Here is a 20825-nt window from a genome sequence, read left to right on the forward strand (position 1 = left end):
GTCAGCCCCCGTACGCCCCCGAAGCCGTCAGCCGCAGGGCCGTGTCGATCAGCGGGACGTGGCTGAAGGCCTGGGGGAAGTTGCCCACCTGGCGCTGGAGGCGGGCGTCCCACTCCTCCGCGAGCAGGCCCAGGTCGTTGCGGAGCGCCAGCAGCCGTTCGAAGAGCTTGCGGGCCTCGTCGACCCGGCCGATCATCGCCAGGTCGTCGGCCAGCCAGAACGAGCAGGCGAGGAACGCGCCCTCGTCGCCCTCCAGACCGTCCACGCCCGCCTCCGCGCCGGCGGTCGGGTAGCGCAGGACGAAGCCGTCCTCCGTGGCGAGCTCGCGCTGGATCGCCTCGATCGTGCCGATGACCCGCTTGTCGTCCGGCGGCAGGAAGCCCATCTGCGGGATCAGCAGCAGCGAGGCGTCGAGCTCCCGCGAGCCGTACGACTGGGTGAAGGTGTTGCGCTCCGGGTCGTAGCCCTTCTCGCAGACGTCCCGGTGGATCTCGTCGCGCAGCGCGCGCCAGCGCTCCAGTGGTCCCTCGGCGTCGCCCGACTCGATCAGCTTGATCGTGCGGTCCACCGCCACCCAGGCCATCACCTTGGAGTGCGTGAAGTGGCGGCGCGGGCCGCGGACCTCCCAGATGCCCTCGTCGGGCTCGTTCCAGTGGGTCTCCAGGTACTTGATCAGCCGGACCTGGAGCGTGGAGGCGTAGTCGTTGCGGGACAGCCCGGTCATGTGCGCCAGGTGCAGGGCCTCGGTGACCTCGCCGTACACATCGAGCTGGAGCTGGTCGGCCGCGCCGTTGCCGATCCGGACCGGGCCGGAGTTCTCGTACCCCGGCAGCCAGTCCAGCTCCGCCTCGCCGAGCTCCCGCTCACCGGCGATCCCGTACATGATCTGGAGGTTCTCCGGGTCGCCCGCGACCGCGCGCAGCAGCCAGTCCCGCCAGGCACGGGCCTCCTCGCGGTAGCCGGTGCGCAGCATGGAGGAGAGGGTGATCGCCGCGTCCCGCAGCCAGGTGTAGCGGTAGTCCCAGTTGCGGACGCCGCCGATCTCCTCCGGCAGGGAGGTGGTCGGCGCGGCGACGATGCCGCCGGTCGGCGCGTACGTGAGCGCCTTCAGCGTGATCAGCGAGCGGACCACCGCCTCCCGGTAGGGGCCGTGGTACGTGCACTGCGCGACCCACTCGTCCCAGAACTCGGCGGTCGCCTCCAGCGAGCCGTCCGGGTCCGGCAGCGACGGCGCCTGAAGGTGCGAGGGCTGCCAGGAGAGGGTGAAGGCGATCTTCTCGCCCGGGGTGAGCGTGAAGTCCGAGTACGTGGTGAGGTCGCGGCCGTGGGTCTCGGCCTCCGTGTCGAACCAGACCGAGTCGGGCCCGGCGACGGCCACCGTACGGTCGCCGACCTTGTGCACCCACGGCACCACCCGCCCGTAGCTGAACCGCATCCGCAGCGAGGAACGCACCGGCACCCGGCCGCTGACCCCCTCGACGACCCGGATCAGCTGCGGGGCGCCCGAGCGCGGCGGCATGAAGTCGGTCACCCGGACGGTGCCGCGCGGGGTGTCCCACTCCGATTCCAGGATGAGCGAGTCGCCCCGGTAGCGGCGCCGGTCGGCGGGGGCGGGGGGCGTCCCCTCGGCGCCCGCCGGGCCGATCCGCCAGAACCCGTGCTCCTCGGTGCCGAGCAGCCCGGCGAAGACGGCGTGCGAATCGAAGCGGGGCAGGCAGAGCCAGTCGACACTGCCATCCCGGCAGACCAGGGCGGCGGTCTGCATGTCTCCGATGAGTGCGTAATCCTCGATGCGCCCGGCCACGTGCTTTCACTCCAGACAGAACGGCCACCTCCGCCGCCCCGCGGCACGGGGCGACGACGACAGGTCAGACGGCGGGTCGGCGGTCAAGGGACCGTTGACGGGTCTTGATTACCAGATTGGAGGCACCGCCCAGGCGGCGTTCCGGGGAAGGAGCCGGGGCGGCGCGCGGCCCGCCGGGCCCGGTGGTGGGTTTCCGAGCAGGATATGGCGGTGCCGGCGACCGGGGAGGCCGGGGGAACGGGATACCGGGACGATCACGAAGACTGCTCCGATCGGGTGAACGGTCTTGACTGAGGGAACCGGACGGGGATGGGCGGGAACCGGCGAGGAGCGGCGAGCGGGGACGTGTGACGGAGGTCCCCCGGCGCCCGTCCGCCGCGCCGGCCGGGCGGTGGCCCCGCCCCCGCCGCTTCCGTCCGCGTGCCCGCACCGCGGTGGTTTCATTCCGTTTTCATGCGGTTCCGGAGCCCGTAAAGCAGCAGTACCGCGCCCCGGCGGCGCCCGCACCCCGGCCCGCGGCGGCCCTCGCGCGCCCCGCTCCCGCGTGTGGCCGGAAGCGGTCTCCCGATGTCGCTGATACCCTGGTACCCCGTGGACCGGTGGTTGACGGCGAGAGCCGAGGACACCGAAACCGCAGCGACGGCGACCCCGGAATCCTTCCGGAGCGAACGCCGGTACGCACCCTCCAGAACGCGACCACGGGAGCCCCCTCTTGGCGATGCCGCCCAAAACCACGACGACCAAGCACATCTTCGTCACCGGGGGTGTCGCCTCCTCCCTCGGCAAGGGCCTGACCGCATCGAGCCTGGGCGCGCTCCTCAAGGCCCGCGGTCTGCGGGTCACGATGCAGAAGCTCGACCCCTACCTCAACGTCGACCCGGGCACGATGAACCCCTTCCAGCACGGTGAGGTGTTCGTCACGAACGACGGCGCCGAGACCGACCTGGACATCGGCCACTACGAGCGCTTCCTCGACGTCGACCTCGACGGCTCGGCCAACGTCACCACCGGCCAGGTCTACTCGCAGGTCATCGCCAAGGAGCGGCGCGGCGAGTACCTCGGTGACACCGTGCAGGTCATCCCGCACATCACCAACGAGATCAAGTCCCGGATCCGCCGCATGGCGACCGACGACGTCGACGTCGTCATCACCGAGGTCGGCGGCACGGTCGGCGACATCGAGTCGCTGCCGTTCCTGGAGACCGTCCGCCAGGTCCGTCACGAGGTCGGCCGCGACAACGTCTTCGTCGTGCACATCTCGCTGCTGCCCTACATCGGCCCCTCCGGCGAGCTGAAGACCAAGCCGACCCAGCACTCGGTCGCCGCCCTGCGCAACATCGGCATCCAGCCGGACGCCATCGTGCTGCGCGCCGACCGCGAGGTCCCGACCGCCATCAAGCGCAAGATCTCGCTGATGTGCGACGTCGACGAGGCCGCGGTCGTCGCCGCGATCGACGCCAAGTCGATCTACGACATCCCGAAGGTGCTGCACGCCGAGGGCCTGGACGCCTATGTCGTCCGCAAGCTCGACCTGCCGTTCCGTGACGTGGACTGGTCCGTCTGGGAGGACCTCCTGGACCGCGTCCACAACCCGGAGCACGAGGTCACCGTCGCGCTCGTCGGCAAGTACATCGACCTGCCCGACGCCTACCTGTCGGTCACCGAGGCCATGCGCGCCGGCGGCTTCGCCAACCGCGCCCGGGTCAAGGTCAAGTGGGTCACCTCCGACGACTGCAAGACCCCGACCGACGCCGAGAAGCACCTCGGCGACGCCGACGGCATCCTGATCCCCGGCGGCTTCGGCGACCGCGGTGTGGCCGGCAAGGTCGGCGCGATCCGCTACGCCCGTGAGAACAAGGTCCCGCTGCTCGGCATCTGCCTCGGCCTCCAGTGCATCGTCATCGAGGCCGCGCGCAACCTGGCCGACATCCCGGACGCCAACTCCACCGAGTTCGACCCGGCCACCGCGCACCCCGTCGTCTCGACGATGGAGGAGCAGCTGGCGTACGTCGAGGGCGCGGGCGACCTGGGCGGCACCATGCGTCTCGGCCTGTACCCGGCGAAGCTCGCCGAGGGTTCGGTCGTGCGCGAGGCCTACGCCGACGAGCCGTACGTCGAGGAGCGCCACCGTCACCGCTACGAGGTGAACAACGCGTACCGCGCGGAGCTGGAGAAGAAGGCCGGTCTGGTCTTCTCCGGCACCTCCCCGGACAACAAGCTCGTGGAGTTCGTCGAGTACCCGCGCGACATCCACCCCTACCTGGTCGCCACCCAGGCGCACCCGGAGCTCAAGTCCCGCCCGACCCGCCCGCACCCGCTCTTCGCGGGGCTGGTGAAGGCGGCCGTCGAGCGCAAGACGGGCAAGCCGGCGCAGTAGCGGTCCGGTATTAACGTTGCCGGGGTGCGGGTCCTTCACGGGATCCGCGCCCCGGCTTTCGTATACGCGGGCGGCAGGCCACGCCCACCGCGGACATCTGGAAGGACGACCGATGCAGGTGCAGGACACCCCGGAGGAGTGGCGGATCACCGCCACCACCACCCCGTTCACCGGCAACAAGACGAGTGTCCGCACGGACGACGTGATCATGCCGGACGGCACGGTCGCCCGCCGCGACTACCAGGTGCACCCCGGTTCCGTCGCGGTCCTCGCCCTCGACGAGCAGGACCGGGTCCTGCTGCTCAAGCAGTACCGGCACCCGGTGCGGCAGAAGCTGTGGGAGATCCCGGCGGGTCTGCTCGACGTGCCCGGCGAGAACCCGCTGCACGCCGCGCAGCGCGAGCTGTACGAGGAGGCCCACGTCAAGGCCGAGGACTGGCGGGTCCTCACCGACGTCTACACCACCCCCGGCGGCTGCGACGAGGCCGTACGGATCTTCCTGGCCCGCGGGCTGTCGGAGGCGGAGGGCGAGCGCTTCGAGGTCTCCGAGGAGGAGGCCGATCTGGAGTACGCGCGCGTGCCCCTCGCGGACCTGGTCCGCGGCGTCCTCGCCGGCGAGCTGCACAACAACTGTCTGGTCGTCGGTGTCCTCTCCTTGTCGGCCGCCCGCGCGGCCGGGGCGCTCGACTCGCTGCGCCCGGCGGACGCGCCCTGGCCGGCCCGGCCCTTCGAGGCGTAGGACGGCCCGGGGAGCACAGACTCCCCGGCGGGGCGGCGGAGGTCAGGCGGCCGGGCCCGCGGTGCGACCGCGGCCCGTGCCCGTGCGGTGGATGTCCCGGGCGGCGAGGGCGATCATGACGGCGGGGACGAGGATGTCGGCCGCCAGGATGCCGCCGGTGTTCCCGGGGGCGTGGTCGCCGTGGGCGAACCATTGGTGGACGTGACCGATCGCGGCTCCCCACAGGAACGCGGCAGCCGCGAGGCCGCTGGTGAGACGCTCGCGGGGCGAGGCCGACGCGCCGCGGAAACCCAGTACGGCGAGGCCGAGGTTGGCGAAGGCGATCTCGAACTGGAACGGCGAGTGGGCGAAGCCGATGGCGTCGGCCATGCCCTCGGGGTCCGCCAGGAACGAGACGGTGATCCACAGGCTTCCGAACCCAAGGGCGCCCACGGCCCACCAGCGCTGCCAGATCTCGGCCGCCGGCCGGCCCGGGCCGCGGCGGCGGCAGCTCAGCATCGCTCCGAGAGCGGGCACGACCATGAAGAGCAGCGGGAAGGTCGTCTGCACGGCATAGGGGAAGTGGCCCATGACCCGAGTGTGCGCCGTATCCCCGCTCGCCGAGAGTCCAGAGAGTCCAGGCCCGGAGAGCCGGCGGGTCCAGGAGACCAAGCCGCGCGACCCGGCCCCCGCCTCAGTCCCAGCCCCAGCCCGCTCCCGCGCCGTTCCCGGTCCCGGGTGACGCCGGTGCCCTCCGTCCGGCCCTGTCCATACGGCCGTACGGACGCGGTCCTTCACTCCACACCAGTCTGACAATCTGCTGATCCGATTGAGGGATCCACCCGCCGCGCTCCGCCCGGTCCACCACCTGGGCTGAACTACGCTCGGGATCGCCCGTGCGGAGCCCCCGCGGGCAGTGGTGCCCAGGTGGACGGGAGCGTGGCCCGTGACGGATCAGGCGGTGGCGGCGGTCGGCCCGCGGTTCTACGGCCGTCAGCGGGAACTCAAGGCGCTGACGGCCGATATCGGACGCACCGGGCTCGACACCCTCACCGGTCGCAAGGTTCCGCGTGCCCGCGTGCTGCTCATCGCCGGGCAGCCGGGCTCCGGCCGGACCTCGCTCGCCGAGGAGCTGGCCGGCTCGCTCGCCGACGGCTACCCGGACGGCGTGTTCCGGGTCCGGCTCACCGAGCCCGGCGGGGACCCGGTGCCCACCGCCCGGGCCGCCCGCGAACTGCTCGACGCGCTCGGCGTCGCCGAGCCCCCCGGCGCCGCCGAGGACGAACTCACCGCGCTCGTCCGCGAGGCCTTCGCCGGGCGCCGCGCGCTGCTCCTGCTCGACGACGCCGTCGACGCCGAGCAGGTCGACCCGCTGCTGCCCGACAACCCCGACGTCCTCGTCATCGGTGTGGCCCGGGGCCCGCTCACCGGCATCCCGGACGTCCGGCCCTGCACCCTGGGCGGCCTCGACTCCAAGTCGGCCATCGAACTGCTCACCTCCTATACCGGCACCGTCCGGGTCACCGTCGACCCGCAGGCCGCCGAGAGCCTGGCCGAGGAGTGCGGCGGGCTGCCCGGCGCGCTCGTCCTGGCGGGCGGCTGGCTCGCCACCCGCCCGCGGGCCTCCGTCGCCGACTTCGCCAAGCGGCTGCGCGGCCAGAGCGGCGACGGCCCGGTCGCCCGTACCTTCGCCCTGCTCCACGACGCGCTGCCGCAGACCGCCGCTCGGATACTGCGTCACCTGAGCCTCGCCCCGCTCGGCCGGGCCGACGCCCACACGGCCTCCGCGCTCGCCGGCTGCTCCGTCTCCACCGCCCGGACCACCCTCGCCGACTTCGCCGCGCTCGGTCTCGTCCGTCAGACCCCCGCCGGGGACGGACAGTACGACGTGCCCGGACATCTGGTGCCGTTGCTCAGGGCCGGCCTCGCGGAGCACGACCGGCCGGCCGAGGTGCAGCTCGCCCGGGCCCGGATGCTGGAGCGGACCGTACGGCTGCTCCAGTCCAGCCGCGCGGTCACCGAGCCCGAGGACTCCCCGGCCCGCCGCAAGCTGGAGGGGCTGCCCCGCGCCCTGCGCTTCACGGACGAGGAGGAGGCCGCCGAGTGGCTCGCCGGCCGCCGCCCGGTGCTGCTCGCCTCGGCCCGACTGGCCGTCGCCGACGGGGAGTTCGACACACTGGCCCGGCGGCTGATCGCGGCTTTGGTACGGGCGCTGGCCGCGCACCGGGGTGCCGAGGCCGCCGCCCCCGATCTGTACGGGCTGCACCGTCTCGTCCTGGACGTGGCCGAGCGGCACGAGCTGCACCGCGAGCGGGCCGCGGCCCTGCTGAACCTGGCCGACCTGGACGCCCGGACCGGACGTACCCAGGAGGCTCTGCTGCGATATCGGTCGGCATTGGACGCCGGTAGGGTGGCAAATGATCCGTACGCGACCGGTCGGGCGATGGAATCCGTAGCCGGCGCGTATCAGGAGCTGGGAGACTGGCAGCGGGCCGGCGACTGGTACGGGCGGGCCCTGGCCCAGCGGCTGGCTCGTGACGAGCGGGCCGACCAGGCCCGGCTCTACGGCCGGATCGGCGCCGTCCACACCTACGCGGGCCGCTACGGGGAGGCCCTGCGCAACTGGCGGGCGGCCGCCGCGGGCTATCGGCGGTTGGCCGATCTCCCGGGCTACGCAAGGGCGTTGAGCGAGGCGGCGCGGGTTCAGGAGTACGCGGGCCGCCCGCAGGAAAGCCTGCGGACCTGCGAGGAAGCGGTCGACTGGGCCCGCCGGGCGGGGGACGAGCGGCTCCAGGCGGCGCTGCGGCTCCGGCTGGCGGACACGCTGGACCGGCTCGGTGACCCGACGGCGGCGGGTCTGCACAGGTCGGCGGCCGACAGGCTCCTTGGAATCGAAGGCTCCGCCTACGAAATCCGCAGTGCTTGTGAAGAAGATTAGTACTTTGAAAGGCTAGACAGAAGGAACTCCTTCATTAGACTGGGTGCGTCGCGTTGAAGCGCGGTCTGTCCCGGTGTGCTGCGTTGCCTCCGGGTATGTATGGCTGTGTCCCACAGTCCGTCCGGGCCGTGGGCGCGCCACCCCCAGGCAGTACCCCGCAGTACCCCCCTCTGCAGTCCCCCGCAGATTTCCTGTTTATCCCCTGATTCAAGGACCGTGATCGACGATGAAGGTCGGCATCCCCCGCGAGGTCAAGAACAACGAGTTCCGTGTGGCCATCACCCCGGCCGGCGTCCACGAGCTCGTCCGTAACGGCCACCAGGTCTTCGTCGAGCAGAACGCCGGTGTCGGCTCCTCCATCACGGACGAGGAGTACGTGGCCGCCGGTGCCGAGATCCTCGGTACCGCCGACGAGGTCTGGGCCACCGCCGACCTGCTGCTCAAGGTCAAGGAGCCGATCGCGGAGGAGTACCACCGCCTCCGCAAGGACCAGACGCTCTTCACCTACCTGCACCTGGCCGCCTCCAAGGAGTGCACGGACGCGCTGCTCGCCTCCGGCACCACCTCCATCGCCTACGAGACGGTCGAGACCGCCACCCGCGCGCTCCCGCTGCTCGCCCCGATGTCCGAGGTCGCGGGCCGCCTGGCCCCGCAGGTCGGCGCCTACCACCTGATGCGCCCGACCGGCGGCCGCGGTGTGCTGCCCGGCGGCGTCTCCGGCACCCACGCCGGCAAGGCCGTCGTCATCGGTGGCGGTGTCTCCGGCTGGAACGCCACCCAGATCGCCGTCGGCATGGGCTTCCACGTGACCCTGCTCGACAAGGACATCAACAAGCTCCGCGAGGCCGACAAGGTCTTCGGTTCCAAGGTGCAGACGCTCGTCTCCAACGCTTTCGAGCTGGAGAAGGCCGTCGTCGAGGCCGACCTCGTCATCGGCGCCGTCCTCATCCCGGGTGCCAAGGCCCCGAAGCTGGTCACCAACGAGCTCGTCGCCAAGATGAAGCCCGGAAGTGTCCTTGTCGACATCGCGATCGACCAGGGCGGCTGCTTCGAGGACTCGCACCCGACCACCCACACCGAGCCGACCTTCCCGGTCCACAACTCGGTCTTCTACTGCGTCGCCAACATGCCGGGCGCGGTTCCGCACACCTCCACCTACGCCCTCACCAACGCCACGCTGCCCTACATCGTGTCGCTGGCGAACAACGGCTGGGTCGAGGCGCTGCGTCGCGACGCCGCGCTGGCCAAGGGCCTCAACACCCATGACGGCCAGGTCGTTTACCAGGGTGTCGCCGAGGCGCACGGCTACGAGCACACCGAGCTGAGCAGCCTCCTGGGCTGACGTCCCGCCGGCGCCGGGGGTCAACCCCGCCGTCAACCTCACGCATCGGGCCGGACCTTGTCGAGCAAGGTCCGGCCCGATGTGCGTCCGGCCCCGCCCGGCGGTGGGACGACTCGCCGCGAAGGTGACTCTTCAACCGTTTCGCGCACCCCCGAAAATCGTGGTTCACCGCCCGCGCACCCTTGACAGAAAGGTGTTCGGTTGCCGACACATCGGGCCGGGTCCGGCGGATTGTGTTGCTGCGGACCGGTGACACGCCATAGAGTCGCCAACCGTCGGCATGGTGCCACGCTGACCTATCGATAAATGTTCCTGGTCACATCCAAGGAGGTAAGACGACTTGTGAATGAGTCGACATTTACTCCCGGGGGTGGCGCGCCAGGGGCCCCGATCGGCTCCGTCGCGGTGCGGACCTTCGCGACGCACCAGCCCATGACGACAGCCCATACGATGAAGATGACGGACGGCCTACACGTGAACGCCACGGCCGGCAACGAGATGGGCCGAGAGTCCACCCACTTCGCCGCCTACGACGAGGTGCCCGAGGGGCACTTCTACGACCCCGACGCCGAGTACGAGCCTGACCCGGAGTACGCGGCCACCCTCGCACCGGACGCTGCCCGTCAGCGCCGCGAGCGGATCGGCCCGACCGGACGTCCCCTGCCGTACTTCCCGATCCCGGGCCCGCTGACCGACCACGGTCCCGCGAAGATCATCGCGATGTGCAACCAGAAGGGCGGCGTCGGCAAGACCACGTCGACCATCAACCTGGGCGCCGCGCTCGCCGAGTACGGCCGGCGGGTCCTGCTCGTCGACTTCGACCCGCAGGGCGCCCTCTCGGTCGGCCTCGGCGTCAACCCGATGGAGCTCGACCTCACCGTCTACAACCTGCTCATGGAGCGGGGCATGTCGGCGGACGAAGTGCTGCTCAAGACGGCCGTGCCCAACATGGACCTGCTGCCGAGCAACATCGACCTGTCGGCCGCCGAGGTCCAGCTGGTCAGCGAGGTCGCGCGCGAGTCGACGCTCCAGCGGGCGCTGAAGCCGCTGATGAACGACTACGACTACATCGTGATCGACTGTCAGCCCTCGCTCGGCCTGCTGACCGTGAACGCCCTGACGGCCGCTCACAAGGTCATCGTGCCGCTGGAATGCGAGTTCTTCGCGCTGCGCGGCGTGGCCCTGCTCACCGAGACCATCGAGAAGGTCCAGGAACGGCTCAACCCCGAGCTGGAGCTCGATGGCATCCTCGCCACCATGTACGACTCCCGTACGGTGCACTCGCGCGAGGTCCTGGCGCGCGTCGTCGAGGCGTTCGACGACCACGTCTACCACACCGTCATCGGCCGGACCGTGCGCTTCCCGGAGACCACCGTCGCGGGCGAGCCCATCACCACCTACGCCTCGAACTCCGTGGGTGCCGCCGCCTACCGCCAGCTCGCCAGGGAGGTGCTCGCCCGGTGTCACGCCGAGTGAGTCTGCCCGGCGCCGACGAACTGTTCCGTACGACCGGGGGGACGTCGCTGACGTCCTCCACGCCGCGCCGGACCGTTCCGGCACCGGCCGGTGAGAGCGACTCGGCCGCCGCGGCCGCGCCGTCGGCCGCCGAGGGCGGGGCGGAGCACTCCCCGGCCGAGGCCGAGACCGCCGAGCCGCGCGCCCGGGAGACCGGGAACCCGGGCCAGGTCGCGCCTGTCGGTCCCGCCGCCGCGGCGGCGAAGTCCGCGCCGCCGGCCGCCGGCCAGCCCCAGCCCCGCCGCCGGGGCCGTACCGCCGCCAACCGCCGCCCGAGCGGACGCGAGCGCCACGACGAGAAGATCACGGTCTACGTCTCCGCCGAGGAACTGATGGACCTGGAGCACGCCCGGCTGGTGCTGCGCGGCGAGCACGGTCTCGCCGTCGACCGGGGCCGTATCGTCCGCGAGGCCGTCGCCGTGGTCCTGGCCGACCTGGAGTCCCGGGGCGACGCGAGCATCCTCGTCCGCCGTCTGCGCGGCCGCTGACGGTACTCTGCGGCCTGCCGCACCCCCGCTCCACCAGGATCCTCATGCCGCCACCCCCCGATGAAACGTCCCGCCTGTCCCGCCGCCGCGCGCTCGACCGCGGTCCGGGGACGGCGCGGGCCGGGGAACCGGCGTCCCGGGAGCCGGTCCAGCGGGACCCGGCACGCCGGGAACGCGTGCGTACCGCCGGGGAAGCCGGCGCGGGGGCGGGCGCCATGGACATCCCGTACGTCATGGACGTGCCGGGCGGCTCTACGGGCCGCACGGCGGCCTCCGAGGCTCCTGGTGCCCCCGAGACGTCCGAGGCCGCAGGCGCGCCCACCGACGCGCCCACCGACGCCACCGCGGACGGCCCGGCCGAGGGCGGCCGGGGCGGCGACGGGCGGTTCACCGTACGTCTCGCGAACTTCGAGGGCCCCTTCGACCTCCTGCTCCAGCTGATCGCCAAGCACCGGCTGGACGTCACCGAGGTCGCCCTGTCGCAGGTGACCGACGAGTTCATGGCGCACATCCGGGCCATGGGCCCGGACTGGGACCTCGACCAGACCACCGAGTTCCTCGTCGTCGCCGCCACCCTGCTCGATTTGAAGGCCGCCCGGCTGCTGCCGGTCGCCGAGGTCGAGGACGAGGCGGACCTGGCGCTCCTGGAGGCCCGCGACCTGCTGTTCGCGCGGCTGCTTCAGTACCGCGCGTACAAGCGGATCGCCGAGATCTTCGCCGACCGCTGGGAGACGGAGGGCCGCCGCCACCCGCGCACCGTCGGCCTGGAGCCGCACCACGCGGAGCTGCTGCCCGAGGTCGTCCTCTCCATCGGCGCCGAGGGCTTCGCGAAGCTCGCCGCCAAGGCGATGCGCCCCAGGCCCGCGCCCCAGGTGTACGTCGACCACATCCACGCGCCGCTGGTGAGCGTGCGCGAGCAGGCCGGGGTCGTCGCCGCGCTGCTGCGCGAGCGCGGCGTCCTGACCTTCCAAGAGCTGGCCGAGAACGCCGGCGACACCCTGACCGTCGTCGCCCGCTTCCTCGCCCTCCTGGAGCTGTACCGCGAGAAGGCCGTGGCGCTCGACCAGGAGACCGCGCTCGGCGAGCTGACCGTCTCCTGGACCGGCGGCGAGCGGGACCCCTCCCGTGCCGTGACCGACGAATTCGACCAGGAGGCCGCACCATCGGCGCCCACAGCCCTCTGAGCGATCCGCGCGAGCGGACCGAGACGAGCGAGACGAGCGAGACGAGCGAGACGAGTGTTCCGGGCGGTCCGGCCGCTTCCGGCGGTCCCGTCGCGCTCAAGCCCGCCCTCGAAGCCGTCCTCCTGGTCGTCGACGAGCCCGTCACCGAGGACCGGCTGGCCAAGGTCCTCGGCCGCACCCCGCGCGAGATCGGCGACACTCTGCGCGAGCTGGCCGACGAGTACACCGCCTCCGGGCGCGGCTTCGAGCTGCGCCTGGTCGCCGGCGGCTGGCGCTTCTACACCCGCCCCGCGTACGCCGCCGCCGTCGAGGCCTTCGTCCTGGACGGCCAGCAGGCCCGGCTCACCCAGGCTGCCCTGGAGACCCTGGCGGTCGTCGCGTACCGCCAGCCGGTCAGCCGTTCCCGGGTCTCCGCCGTCCGCGGAGTGAACTGCGACGGGGTCATGCGCACCCTGCTCCAGCGCGGTCTGGTGGCCGAGGCGGGCACGGAACCCGAAACAGGTGCGATCCTGTACAGGACGACGAACTACTTCCTGGAGCGGATGGGCCTGCGCGGCCTGGACGAGCTGCCGGAACTCGCGCCCTTCCTCCCCGAGGCGGAGGCGGTCGAGCCGGACTCCCTGGAGGGCGTACCGTCGTTCGATCCCGACGCGGACGACAGCGTCGGTCAGCCGGACGAGAAGACGACGGAAGTTTGATGCGAAGCAGCAGCGGCAGGAACAGCGGAAACAACGGCGGGAGCCGTGGTGCCAAGAGCGGCGGCCGCGGCAACTACCGGGGAGCCGGTAACCAGCGCGACGAGCGGGGCCAGGGCCAGAGCCCGGGCGCCGGGCGTCCGCGCCGGGCCCGCCCGGAGGAGCGGAGCTATGACGTCTCCATGCCCTCCGACGAGCGGCGCGGCGGCGGCACCGGCGGCACCGGCGGCGGCGACCGCCGGGGCCGTGGCGACGCGGCCCGCGGTGGCGCCAAGGGCGGTCCCCGCCAGTCGCCGAAGCGGGGCGGCGGCCGTACGGCCCCGGCGCGCTCGCGCGAGTACGAGACCCGGGCCGAGGAGCGCAACCGCGAGCGCTACGCGGACAAGCCCCAGATCAAGACGCCCAAGACCTTCCCGGGCGCCGAGCAGGAGGGCGAGCGCCTGCAGAAGGTGCTGGCCCGCGCCGGTTACGGCTCGCGCCGTGCCTGCGAGGAGCTGATCGAGCAGGCCCGTGTCGAGGTCAACGGCGAGATCGTGCTGGAGCAGGGTCTGCGCGTGGCGGAGAAGGACGAGATCCGGGTCGACGGTCTGACCGTCGCCACCCAGTCGTATCAGTTCTTCGCCCTCAACAAGCCGGCCGGTGTCGTCTCCACCATGGAGGACCCCGACGGCCGCCAGTGCCTCGGCGACTACGTCACCAACCGCGAGACCCGGCTCTTCCACGTCGGCCGGCTCGACACGGAGACCGAGGGCATCATCCTGCTCACCAACCACGGCGAGCTGGCCCACCGTCTGACCCACCCCAAGTACGGCGTGAAGAAGACCTACCTGGCCGCCATCACCGGCCCGCTGCCCCGCGAGGTCGGCAAGATGCTCAAGGACGGCATCCAGCTGGAGGACGGCTACGCGCGCGCCGACCACTTCCGGGTCGTCGAGCAGACCGGCAAGAACTACCTGGTCGAGGTCGTGCTCCACGAGGGCCGCAAGCACATCGTGCGCCGGATGCTCGCCGAGGCGGGCTTCCCGGTCGAGAAGCTGGTCCGTACCGCGTTCGGTCCGATCGCTCTGGGTCCCCAGAAGTCGGGCTGGCTGCGCCGGCTCAGCAACACCGAGGTCGGCATGCTGATGAAGGAAGTCGGCCTGTAGACATCGCCGCCTGAGGCCCGCCTTCGGCGTGCCTTTCGTACGACGGCCCGTGGCCGTCCCCTCTTCGTGAGGGGACGGCCACGGGCCGTTCGGCGTTCCTTGGGTCGGCGGAGCCGTCCGTCACTTCGGGTCGCGGTCGTACAGGGCCTTCGACCAGCGGTAGCCGAGGACGGTGAGACCGAGGCACCAGGCGACGGCGATCCAGCCGTTGTTCCCGATTTCGGTGCCGAGCAGCAGACCGCGCAGGGTCTCGATGGCCGGGGTGAAGGGCTGGTACGCGGCGATCGGCTGGAACCAGCCCGGCATCGCGTCGATCGGCACGAACGCGCTGGAGATCAGCGGCAGGAAGATCAGCGGGAGGGCGTTGTTGCTCGCGGCCTCGGCGTTCGGGCTGATCATGCCCATCCCGACGGCGATCCAGGTGAGGGCCACGGCGAACAGCACGAGCAGTCCGAAGGCCGCCAGCCACTCCAGGAGGGTGGCGTCCGTGGAGCGGAAGCCGATGGCGACCCCGACGGCGCCGACGAGCACGACGCTGAGGACGGCCTGGACGACGCTGCCGATCACATGCCCGGTGATCACGGAGCCGCGGTGGATGGCCATGGTGCGGAAGCGGGCGATGATGCCCTCGGTCATGTCGTTGGAGACGGAGACCGCGGTGCCGACCGTGGTGCTGCCGATGGTCATCAGGAGCAGACCCGGGACGAGGTACGCGATGTACACGGAGCGGTCCGGGGTGCCGTCGGCGATGCCCGCGCTCATCACGTCGCCGAAGACGTAGACGAAGAGCAGCAGCAGGACGACCGGCGTCAGCAGCAGGTTGAGGGTCAGGGAGGGATAGCGCCGGGCGTGCAGGAGGTTGCGGCGCAGCATGGTGGAGGTGTCGCGTACGGCGAGGGAGAGGGAACTCATCGGGCGTCCTCCTGGGCGTGCGGCCGGTCCTGGGACGGGGCCTGGATCCGGGCGGTGGGGTCGTTCGGGCGCGGGCCGGCGCCGTCGTCGGTGAGGGCGAAGAACACGTCGTCCAGGTCGGGGGTGTGGACGGTCAGCTCGTCCGCCTCGACGCCGGCGGCGTCCAGCCGGTCGAGGACGGCGCGCAGTTCGCGCGGGCTGCCGTCGCTCGGGATCCGCAGCACCAGCGCCTCGTCGTCCCGGGCGGCTCCGCGGAGCCCTTCGGCGGCCCGCCGGTAGGCGGCCGGGTCGGAGAACCGGAGCCGGACGTGTCCGCCGGGGACGATCCGCTTGAGTTCCTCGGCGGTGCCCTGGGCGACGATCCGGCCGCCGTTCAGGACGGCGATGCGGTCGGCGAGCTCGTCGGCCTCCTCCAGGTACTGGGTGGTGAGGAAGATGGTGACGCCGCCGGAGACCAGCTCGCGGATGATGCCCCACATGGCGTGGCGGGAGCGCGGGTCGAGTCCGGTGGTCGGCTCGTCGAGGAAGATGATCCTCGGGCCGCCGACGAGGGTCATGGCGATGTCGAGACGCCGCTTCATGCCGCCGGAGTAGGTGGACGCGGGCTTCTTCGCGGCCTCGGCGAGGTCGAAGCGGGCCAGCAGCTCGGCGGCGGTCCGCCGGCCGTCGCGCTTGGACAGATGATGCAGGTCGGCCATGAGGAGCAGGTTCTCCTCGCCGGTGATCAGCCCGTCCACGGCGGAGAACTGCCCGGTGACGCCGATCGCGGCGCGTACGGCCTGCGGTTCGGCGGCGAGGTCGTGGCCCGCGACCCGGGCCTGCCCGCCGTCGGGGGTGACGAGCGTGGAGAGGATCTTGACGGCGGTGGTCTTGCCCGCGCCGTTGGGGCCGAGCAGGGCGAAGACGGATCCGGCCGGGATGTGCAGGTCGACGCCGTCGAGGACGGTCTTGTCACCGTACGACTTGCGCAGGCCGGTGGCGGTGATGGCGGCGGACGCGGCGGTGGCCGGCGGTCGGCCGTCACTCTTTCTAGGCGTGGGCATGACAGGCGAAGCCATGGGGTCCTCCGGTCGGGGGATCGGGTAACAGACGGGGTGGAGCGGGGCGGGGGTGTCCCGGGGGCGGGCCCGGGACACCCGGGTGGCGCGCGGTCACGAGGTCAGGCCCTGGCGCGGCGGATGTCGATGGTGCCGTAGCGGGTGCGGGCCCGGACCTTGACGGTGTCCTCGGTCTTTGTCGGGGCGCCGGCGGAGGAGAGCGCGTTGCGCACCGCGCCGTGGCCCGAGTCGACGTCGAGCCAGGCGGCGGTGCCCTCGCGGATGCCGATGTCGATGGCCCCGTGCGCGGTCTCCAGGTGGACCGAGCCCCGAGCCACCTCGCCCACCCGCAGAGTGCCGTGGGCGGTGGTGGCGGTGACGGAGCCCTCGGCGCGGCGGATGTCGATGTCCCCGTTGGCGCCGCTGACGCGCAGTTCTCCGTGGGCGGCCTCGACGGCGGTGGCGCCGTGCGAGTTCTTCAGGACGGCGGCGCCGCCGAGGGTCCCGACGCGCACGCTGCCGGAGCTGGTGGAGATGTCGGCCGGGCCGTCGACGCGGCCGACCGTGATCGAACCGTGGGAGGCGGCCAGGGTCAGCGGGCCGGTCTCGTCGAGGCGGACGTCGCCGGACGAGACCTTCACGCGGACGTCGCCGAGCCGCCCCTCGCCCAGCACCTGGGTCCAGGAGCCGTTCATGTCGACGTGCGAACCGGCGGGCAGGTCGACGGTCACCTCGACGACGCCGGTGCGGCCGAGCAGGCTGGGCTTGGGCGTACGGACGGTCAGGACGCCGTTGGCGAACCCGATCTCGGTCTGCTCGGCGGACCGCACGTCCAGCTCCCTCTTCGGGGAGCGGGGACGCACCTCGACGACGGTGTCGGTGCGGTCGCCCGCCGTGAACTGGATGGAGCCGGCGTCGACGCGGGCGGTGACCGAGATCGCCGCGGGGGTGTCGAAAGTAGGCATGGCTGTCCCGTCCTCATGGGTCTTCAGGGCGTCCCCGCTGGTGGGACGTGGTGGGTGAAGGAGTGGTGCGGGTGGCGCGCGAGCTGAGGGGCCGATGGATCGAGGGGGCGGGCCGGGTGGGCGGTCAGCGCACCCAGCCGGTGAAGCTGTTTCCGACGTTCCGGCTCTTCTCCGCCGGGCGGGGCCCGCCGCCGTCGACCGCGCCCGACACGGCCCGGACCAGCCAGGCGTTGACCGACAGGCCCTCGCGGCTCGCGGCCTCCTCGGCGCGGGCCTTGAGACTCGCCGGCAGGCGCAGGTTGACGCGGGCGGTGGCGTCCTCGTCGCCCTCGGCGGGCGGCTGCGTCCGGGGCGGTTCGGCGGGGGCGGCGACGGCCTCGGTGGGGCCGGGTCCGGTGCCGGCGGGCGGCAGCGTCACCACGAAGTCGGGGTCGAGTCCGCGCAGCCGTACGTCGACCGAGCCGGGGGCGAGGTCACGGGTGATCTCGTTCATCGCGGCGGAGAGCACGTGGAGCATGGTCAGACGGGTCGCCGACTCCAATGGGGCGGTGAGCCGCTCGGCCAGCTCGCGGGCTTCGTCGCCGCCGGCCTCGGCGGCCACCGCGAGTTCGCGGCGGAGATTCTCGACGTACGGGGTGAGGTCCATGGCGCCATCATGGCACCACTTTGGCGTCACGCGCAAGGGTGGATGGCGCCCTGTGTCGCGTCAGGGGGACGGTAGTCATCTGACCTGGGGAAATGAGATGAAGAAGGTGGAGGTCGTGGGGGTGCCGCGAGGGATTCGGTCGGCTGGGGCGGGTTGGGGTGGCGCCAGGTGGCACCTCGTGGCGCCAAGTGATGCCGGATGGTGTCACGGATGGTGTCAGGTGGCGCCATGGGTGGTGCTGTGAGGTGCCACGCCCGCCCCGGCCCGCCCGGTCGCCCCTTGAGGCGCCCGAGCCGGGGCATTCGCCCTTGAGGTCGCGGCGCGCATCCATTTATAGTCAGGCTGACTCTTAAGGAGGCGGGCATGAGCCTCGCGCACATCCTGGACCCGCTCCAGCAGCCGCTCTTCACCCTGCTCGGCACCCCGGTCAGCTGGACCGAGGTGCTGGGCTTCGGAAGCGGCGCCCTCTGCGTATGGCTCGTCGCCCGTCAGCACCTCGCCAACTGGCCGATCGGCATCGCGAACAACCTGTTCTTCGTTCTGCTCTTCTCCCAGAGCGGGCTGTACGCCGACGCCGGCCTCCAGTTCGTCTTCATCGCCCTCGCCGCGTACGGCTGGTGGACCTGGACCCACGGGGGTGGACCAGGCTCCGACGCGCTCCCGGTACGGCGCACCAGCCGTACCGAGTGGATCCTGCTGCTCGCGGCGGGGGCGGTGGCGACCCTCGCGCTCGCCCTGTTTCTCGACCGGGTCACCGACTCGACCGTCCCCTTCTGGGACGCCCTGACCACGGCCCTGTCCCTGACCGCCACCTACGGCCAGTGCGAGAAGCTCCTGGAGTCCTGGTGGCTGTGGATCGCCGCCGATGTGGTGTACGTGCCCCTCTACGCGTACAAGGGGCTCTACCTCACCTCGTTGCTGTACGTCGGCTTCATGGCGCTCTGCGTCCTCGGCCTGCGCGGCTGGCGGCGCGACCTGGCCGCCGCCGAGGCCGCCACCGGTGCCGAAGACGGCGCGCCCCTCACGGCAAAGGCCCGCTCATGACCACGCCCACGCCCCGCTACGGCCACGGCCTCGTGCTCGGAAAGTTCTATCCGCCGCATGCCGGCCACCACCACCTCGTCCGCACCGCCCGCGCCCGGTGCGACCGGCTCACCGTGCTGGTCTGCGCCTCCGCCGTCGAGTCCGTCCCGCTCGCCGACCGGGTCACCTGGATGCGCGAGGCGCACCCCGACGCGCTCGTCGTCGGCACGGTCGACGACACACCCGTCGATGTCCACGACCCCGAGGTGTGGGACGCGCACATGCGGATCTTCCGCGCCGCCGTCCCCGAACCCGTCGACGCCGTCTTCACCTCCGAGGCGTACGGCGAGGAACTGGGCCGCCGCTTCGGCGCCGTGTCCGTCAGCGTCGACCCCGGCCGGACCCGCCACCCCGTCTCCGGCACCGCCGTCCGCGCCGACCCGGTCGCCTGCTGGGACCAGCTGGAGGCCCCCGTACGGGCCGCGCTCACCCGGCGCGTCGTCGTCCTCGGCGCCGAGTCCACCGGCACCACCACCATGGCCCGCGCCCTCGCCGACCACTACCGGCGGCGCGGCGGCGTGTGGGCGGACACCCGCTGGGTCCCCGAGTACGGCCGCGAGTACAGCGAGCTCAAACTCGCCCGGCTGCGCGCCGAACGCCCCGGCGCCGACTGGTCCGACGTCACCTTCCACACCACCGACTTCCCCGTCATCGCGCTGCGCCAGGCCGAACTGGAGGAGGAAGCGGCCCGCGCCGGCTCGCCCGTGCTCTTCTGCGACACCGACGCCTTCGCCACCACCATCTGGCACGAGCGCTATATGGGCACCGCCAGCGCCGCCACCGGCGAGGTCGCCGCCCGCGGCACCCAGCACCTGTGGCTGCTCACCGACCATCACGGGGTCGCCTTCGAGGACGACGGTCTGCGCGACGGGGAGCATTTGCGGCCCTGGATGACCGCTCGCTTCCGCGCCCAGCTCGCCCACACCGGCCGCCGTACCGTCGTGCTCACCGGCCCCCACGAGGAACGCCTGGCGACCGCCGTCGCCGCCGTGGACGCGCTGCTCGCCGAGGGCTGGCACTTCACCGACCCGCTTCCGGAGCGCCGATGACATCACCTCAGCCGCCTCGGCCGGCCCAGGACTCTTCACCGCTGCCCACCCCACAGCCCCCGCGCCCTTCCCCGGCCGCACCCGAGGGCTACGACAAGCACGCCTTCGAACCGTTCGCCGTCACCGCGGACCTCGCCGTCCTCACCGTCCGCGCGGGCACCCTGCACGTCCTGCTCGTCGAACGCGGCCAGGAACCGTACGCCGGTTCCTGGGCCCTGCCCGGCGGCTTCGTCCTGCCCCACGAGTCCGCCGAACAGGCCGCCCGCCGCGAACTCGCCGAGGAGACCGGCCTGTCCGGCGCCACCGCCGCCCGCCTCCACCTGGAACAGCTGCGCACCTACAGCGAGCCGGACCGCGACCCCCGGATGCGGGTGGTGTCCGTCGCGTTCGCCGCGCTCGTCCCCGACCTGCCCGAACCGCGCGGCGGCGGCGACGCGGCCCAGGCCCGCTGGCTGCCGTACGACCGGGCCCGCCCGCTCGCCTTCGACCACGACCGCATCCTCGCCGACGCCCGCGAGCGCGTCGGGGCCAAGCTCGAATACAGCTGCCTCGCCACTGCCTTCTGCCCGCCCGAGTTCACCCTCGGCGAGCTGCGGCAGGTGTACGAGACGGTCTGGGGCGTCCCGCTCGACCGCCCCAACTTCCGGCGCAAGGTCCTCGCCACCCCCGGCTTCGTCCGGCCCGTCGAGGGGCCCCCGCGCCGCACCGGCGGACGGGGGAAACCGGCCGCTCTCTACCGGGCGGGCGAAGCCACGGCGCTGCACCCGCCCCTGCTGCGTCCGGAAGGACGAACGGAAGGACGAACGGAAGGACGAACGGAATGACGACCGGAGCGACGAACGGAGCGGTGACGGGGATGACGGCCGAAGCGACGAACGGAGCGGTGCCGGGGGTGACGGCCGAAGCGACGAACGAAGCGGTGCCGGG

General features: G+C 72.2%; 18 protein-coding genes. 12 read left to right on the top strand and 6 right to left on the bottom strand.

The window, feature by feature from the left end; translation table 11 throughout:
- Position 1: 1 nt before the first annotated feature.
- Positions 2–1804, bottom strand: a complete 1803-nt coding sequence (locus tag ACGFRB_RS27640) for a glycoside hydrolase family 15 protein (protein ID WP_363012250.1) — start codon at positions 1802–1804, stop codon at positions 2–4.
- A gap of 718 nt (positions 1805–2522) precedes the next feature.
- On the opposite strand from ACGFRB_RS27640, the gene ACGFRB_RS27645 reads away from it, so the two are divergent.
- Both ACGFRB_RS27645 and ACGFRB_RS27650 read left to right on the top strand, forming a co-directional pair.
- On the top strand, positions 2523–4181 hold the full coding sequence (locus ACGFRB_RS27645; protein WP_393246864.1) for a CTP synthase: 1659 nt from the start codon (positions 2523–2525) through the stop codon (positions 4179–4181).
- Between the two features lie 112 nt (positions 4182–4293).
- Positions 4294–4920, top strand: a complete 627-nt coding sequence (locus tag ACGFRB_RS27650; protein WP_361238853.1) for an NUDIX domain-containing protein — start codon at positions 4294–4296, stop codon at positions 4918–4920.
- A gap of 42 nt (positions 4921–4962) precedes the next feature.
- Here the strand turns inward: ACGFRB_RS27650 and ACGFRB_RS27655 are convergent, their stop codons facing one another.
- Positions 4963–5490, bottom strand: a complete 528-nt coding sequence (locus tag ACGFRB_RS27655; protein ID WP_393246866.1) for a DUF6790 family protein — start codon at positions 5488–5490, stop codon at positions 4963–4965.
- 355 nt (positions 5491–5845) lie between these two features.
- On the opposite strand from ACGFRB_RS27655, the gene ACGFRB_RS27660 reads away from it, so the two are divergent.
- The 7 genes from ACGFRB_RS27660 to ACGFRB_RS27690 all read left to right on the top strand — a co-directional run bounded on the left by ACGFRB_RS27660 (position 5846) and on the right by ACGFRB_RS27690 (position 14206).
- The gene (locus ACGFRB_RS27660; protein ID WP_363012254.1) at positions 5846–7837 is read left to right on the top strand and encodes a tetratricopeptide repeat protein; all 1992 of its coding nucleotides are present in this window, start codon (positions 5846–5848) and stop codon (positions 7835–7837) included.
- A 226-nt stretch (positions 7838–8063) separates the two neighbouring features.
- Positions 8064–9179: an alanine dehydrogenase gene (gene ald, locus ACGFRB_RS27665; RefSeq protein ID WP_393246868.1), complete on the top strand. Its 1116-nt coding sequence runs from the start codon at positions 8064–8066 to the stop codon at positions 9177–9179.
- Between the two features lie 450 nt (positions 9180–9629).
- A complete protein-coding gene (locus tag ACGFRB_RS27670) occupies positions 9630–10655 on the top strand; it encodes a ParA family protein (RefSeq protein WP_345492490.1) in 1026 nt (341 codons plus the stop codon).
- On the top strand, positions 10640–11182 hold the full coding sequence (locus tag ACGFRB_RS27675; protein ID WP_393246870.1) for a hypothetical protein: 543 nt from the start codon (positions 10640–10642) through the stop codon (positions 11180–11182). Before ACGFRB_RS27670 ends, ACGFRB_RS27675 begins: the two co-directional genes overlap by 16 nt.
- 44 nt (positions 11183–11226) lie before the next feature.
- Positions 11227–12366 (top strand): segregation and condensation protein A, encoded by a 1140-nt coding sequence (locus ACGFRB_RS27680; RefSeq protein ID WP_393246872.1) that lies wholly within the window; start codon positions 11227–11229, stop codon positions 12364–12366.
- Between the two features lie 122 nt (positions 12367–12488).
- Positions 12489–13064: an SMC-Scp complex subunit ScpB gene (scpB, locus tag ACGFRB_RS27685; RefSeq protein ID WP_363012275.1), complete on the top strand. Its 576-nt coding sequence runs from the start codon at positions 12489–12491 to the stop codon at positions 13062–13064.
- Complete coding sequence (locus tag ACGFRB_RS27690) at positions 13064–14206, top strand: pseudouridine synthase (protein WP_393246874.1); 1143 nt, start codon at positions 13064–13066, stop codon at positions 14204–14206. The genes scpB and ACGFRB_RS27690 overlap by 1 nt, the downstream gene beginning before the upstream one ends.
- 120 nt (positions 14207–14326) lie before the next feature.
- On the opposite strand, the gene ACGFRB_RS27695 is transcribed toward ACGFRB_RS27690, so the two are convergent.
- The 4 genes from ACGFRB_RS27695 to ACGFRB_RS27710 all read right to left on the bottom strand — a co-directional run bounded on the left by ACGFRB_RS27695 (position 14327) and on the right by ACGFRB_RS27710 (position 17766).
- Complete coding sequence (locus ACGFRB_RS27695; RefSeq protein WP_363012259.1) at positions 14327–15118, bottom strand: ABC transporter permease; 792 nt, start codon at positions 15116–15118, stop codon at positions 14327–14329.
- Positions 15115–16161, bottom strand: a complete 1047-nt coding sequence (locus ACGFRB_RS27700; protein ID WP_393246876.1) for an ATP-binding cassette domain-containing protein — start codon at positions 16159–16161, stop codon at positions 15115–15117. Before ACGFRB_RS27700 ends, ACGFRB_RS27695 begins: the two co-directional genes overlap by 4 nt.
- Before the next feature lie 116 nt (positions 16162–16277).
- Complete coding sequence (locus tag ACGFRB_RS27705; protein ID WP_393246878.1) at positions 16278–17120, bottom strand: DUF4097 domain-containing protein; 843 nt, start codon at positions 17118–17120, stop codon at positions 16278–16280.
- Positions 17121–17244: 124 nt separating this feature from the next.
- Positions 17245–17766 (bottom strand): toxin-antitoxin system HicB family antitoxin, encoded by a 522-nt coding sequence (locus tag ACGFRB_RS27710; protein WP_393246880.1) that lies wholly within the window; start codon positions 17764–17766, stop codon positions 17245–17247.
- Between the two features lie 363 nt (positions 17767–18129).
- Here ACGFRB_RS27710 and pnuC point away from each other — a divergent pair, with 363 nt between their 5' ends.
- Genes pnuC through ACGFRB_RS27725 form a run of 3 tightly spaced genes read left to right on the top strand, consistent with a single transcriptional unit; the run spans position 18130 to position 20722 of the window.
- On the top strand, positions 18130–18810 hold the full coding sequence (gene pnuC, locus ACGFRB_RS27715; protein ID WP_393246882.1) for a nicotinamide riboside transporter PnuC: 681 nt from the start codon (positions 18130–18132) through the stop codon (positions 18808–18810).
- Positions 18807–19898, top strand: a complete 1092-nt coding sequence (locus tag ACGFRB_RS27720) for an AAA family ATPase (RefSeq protein ID WP_393246884.1) — start codon at positions 18807–18809, stop codon at positions 19896–19898. The genes pnuC and ACGFRB_RS27720 overlap by 4 nt, the downstream gene beginning before the upstream one ends.
- Positions 19895–20722, top strand: a complete 828-nt coding sequence (locus tag ACGFRB_RS27725; protein WP_393246886.1) for an NUDIX domain-containing protein — start codon at positions 19895–19897, stop codon at positions 20720–20722. The genes ACGFRB_RS27720 and ACGFRB_RS27725 overlap by 4 nt, the downstream gene beginning before the upstream one ends.
- Positions 20723–20825: the final 103 nt, after the last annotated feature.

The organism is Streptomyces sp. NPDC048718 (genome assembly GCF_043198875.1).
Classification (GTDB): domain Bacteria; phylum Actinomycetota; class Actinomycetes; order Streptomycetales; family Streptomycetaceae; genus Streptomyces.

Bases quoted from the DNA above. Each gene is read 5' to 3' on its own strand.
- ACGFRB_RS27710 (WP_393246880.1), bottom strand. From the start codon at position 17,766: ATGGACCTCACCCCGTACGTCGAGAATCTCCGCCGCGAACTCGCGGTG.
- ACGFRB_RS27650 (WP_361238853.1), top strand. From the start codon at position 4,294: ATGCAGGTGCAGGACACCCCGGAGGAGTGGCGGATCACCGCCACCACC.
- ACGFRB_RS27680 (WP_393246872.1), top strand. From the start codon at position 11,227: ATGCCGCCACCCCCCGATGAAACGTCCCGCCTGTCCCGCCGCCGCGCG.
- ACGFRB_RS27700 (WP_393246876.1), bottom strand. From the start codon at position 16,161: ATGCCCACGCCTAGAAAGAGTGACGGCCGACCGCCGGCCACCGCCGCG.
- ACGFRB_RS27695 (WP_363012259.1), bottom strand. From the start codon at position 15,118: ATGAGTTCCCTCTCCCTCGCCGTACGCGACACCTCCACCATGCTGCGC.
- ACGFRB_RS27655 (WP_393246866.1), bottom strand. From the start codon at position 5,490: ATGGGCCACTTCCCCTATGCCGTGCAGACGACCTTCCCGCTGCTCTTC.
- ACGFRB_RS27725 (WP_393246886.1), top strand. From the start codon at position 19,895: ATGACATCACCTCAGCCGCCTCGGCCGGCCCAGGACTCTTCACCGCTG.
- pnuC (WP_393246882.1), top strand. From the start codon at position 18,130: ATGAGCCTCGCGCACATCCTGGACCCGCTCCAGCAGCCGCTCTTCACC.
- ACGFRB_RS27690 (WP_393246874.1), top strand. From the start codon at position 13,064: ATGCGAAGCAGCAGCGGCAGGAACAGCGGAAACAACGGCGGGAGCCGT.
- ACGFRB_RS27720 (WP_393246884.1), top strand. From the start codon at position 18,807: ATGACCACGCCCACGCCCCGCTACGGCCACGGCCTCGTGCTCGGAAAG.
- ACGFRB_RS27670 (WP_345492490.1), top strand. From the start codon at position 9,630: ATGAAGATGACGGACGGCCTACACGTGAACGCCACGGCCGGCAACGAG.
- ACGFRB_RS27705 (WP_393246878.1), bottom strand. From the start codon at position 17,120: ATGCCTACTTTCGACACCCCCGCGGCGATCTCGGTCACCGCCCGCGTC.
- ACGFRB_RS27645 (WP_393246864.1), top strand. From the start codon at position 2,523: ATGCCGCCCAAAACCACGACGACCAAGCACATCTTCGTCACCGGGGGT.
- ald (WP_393246868.1), top strand. From the start codon at position 8,064: ATGAAGGTCGGCATCCCCCGCGAGGTCAAGAACAACGAGTTCCGTGTG.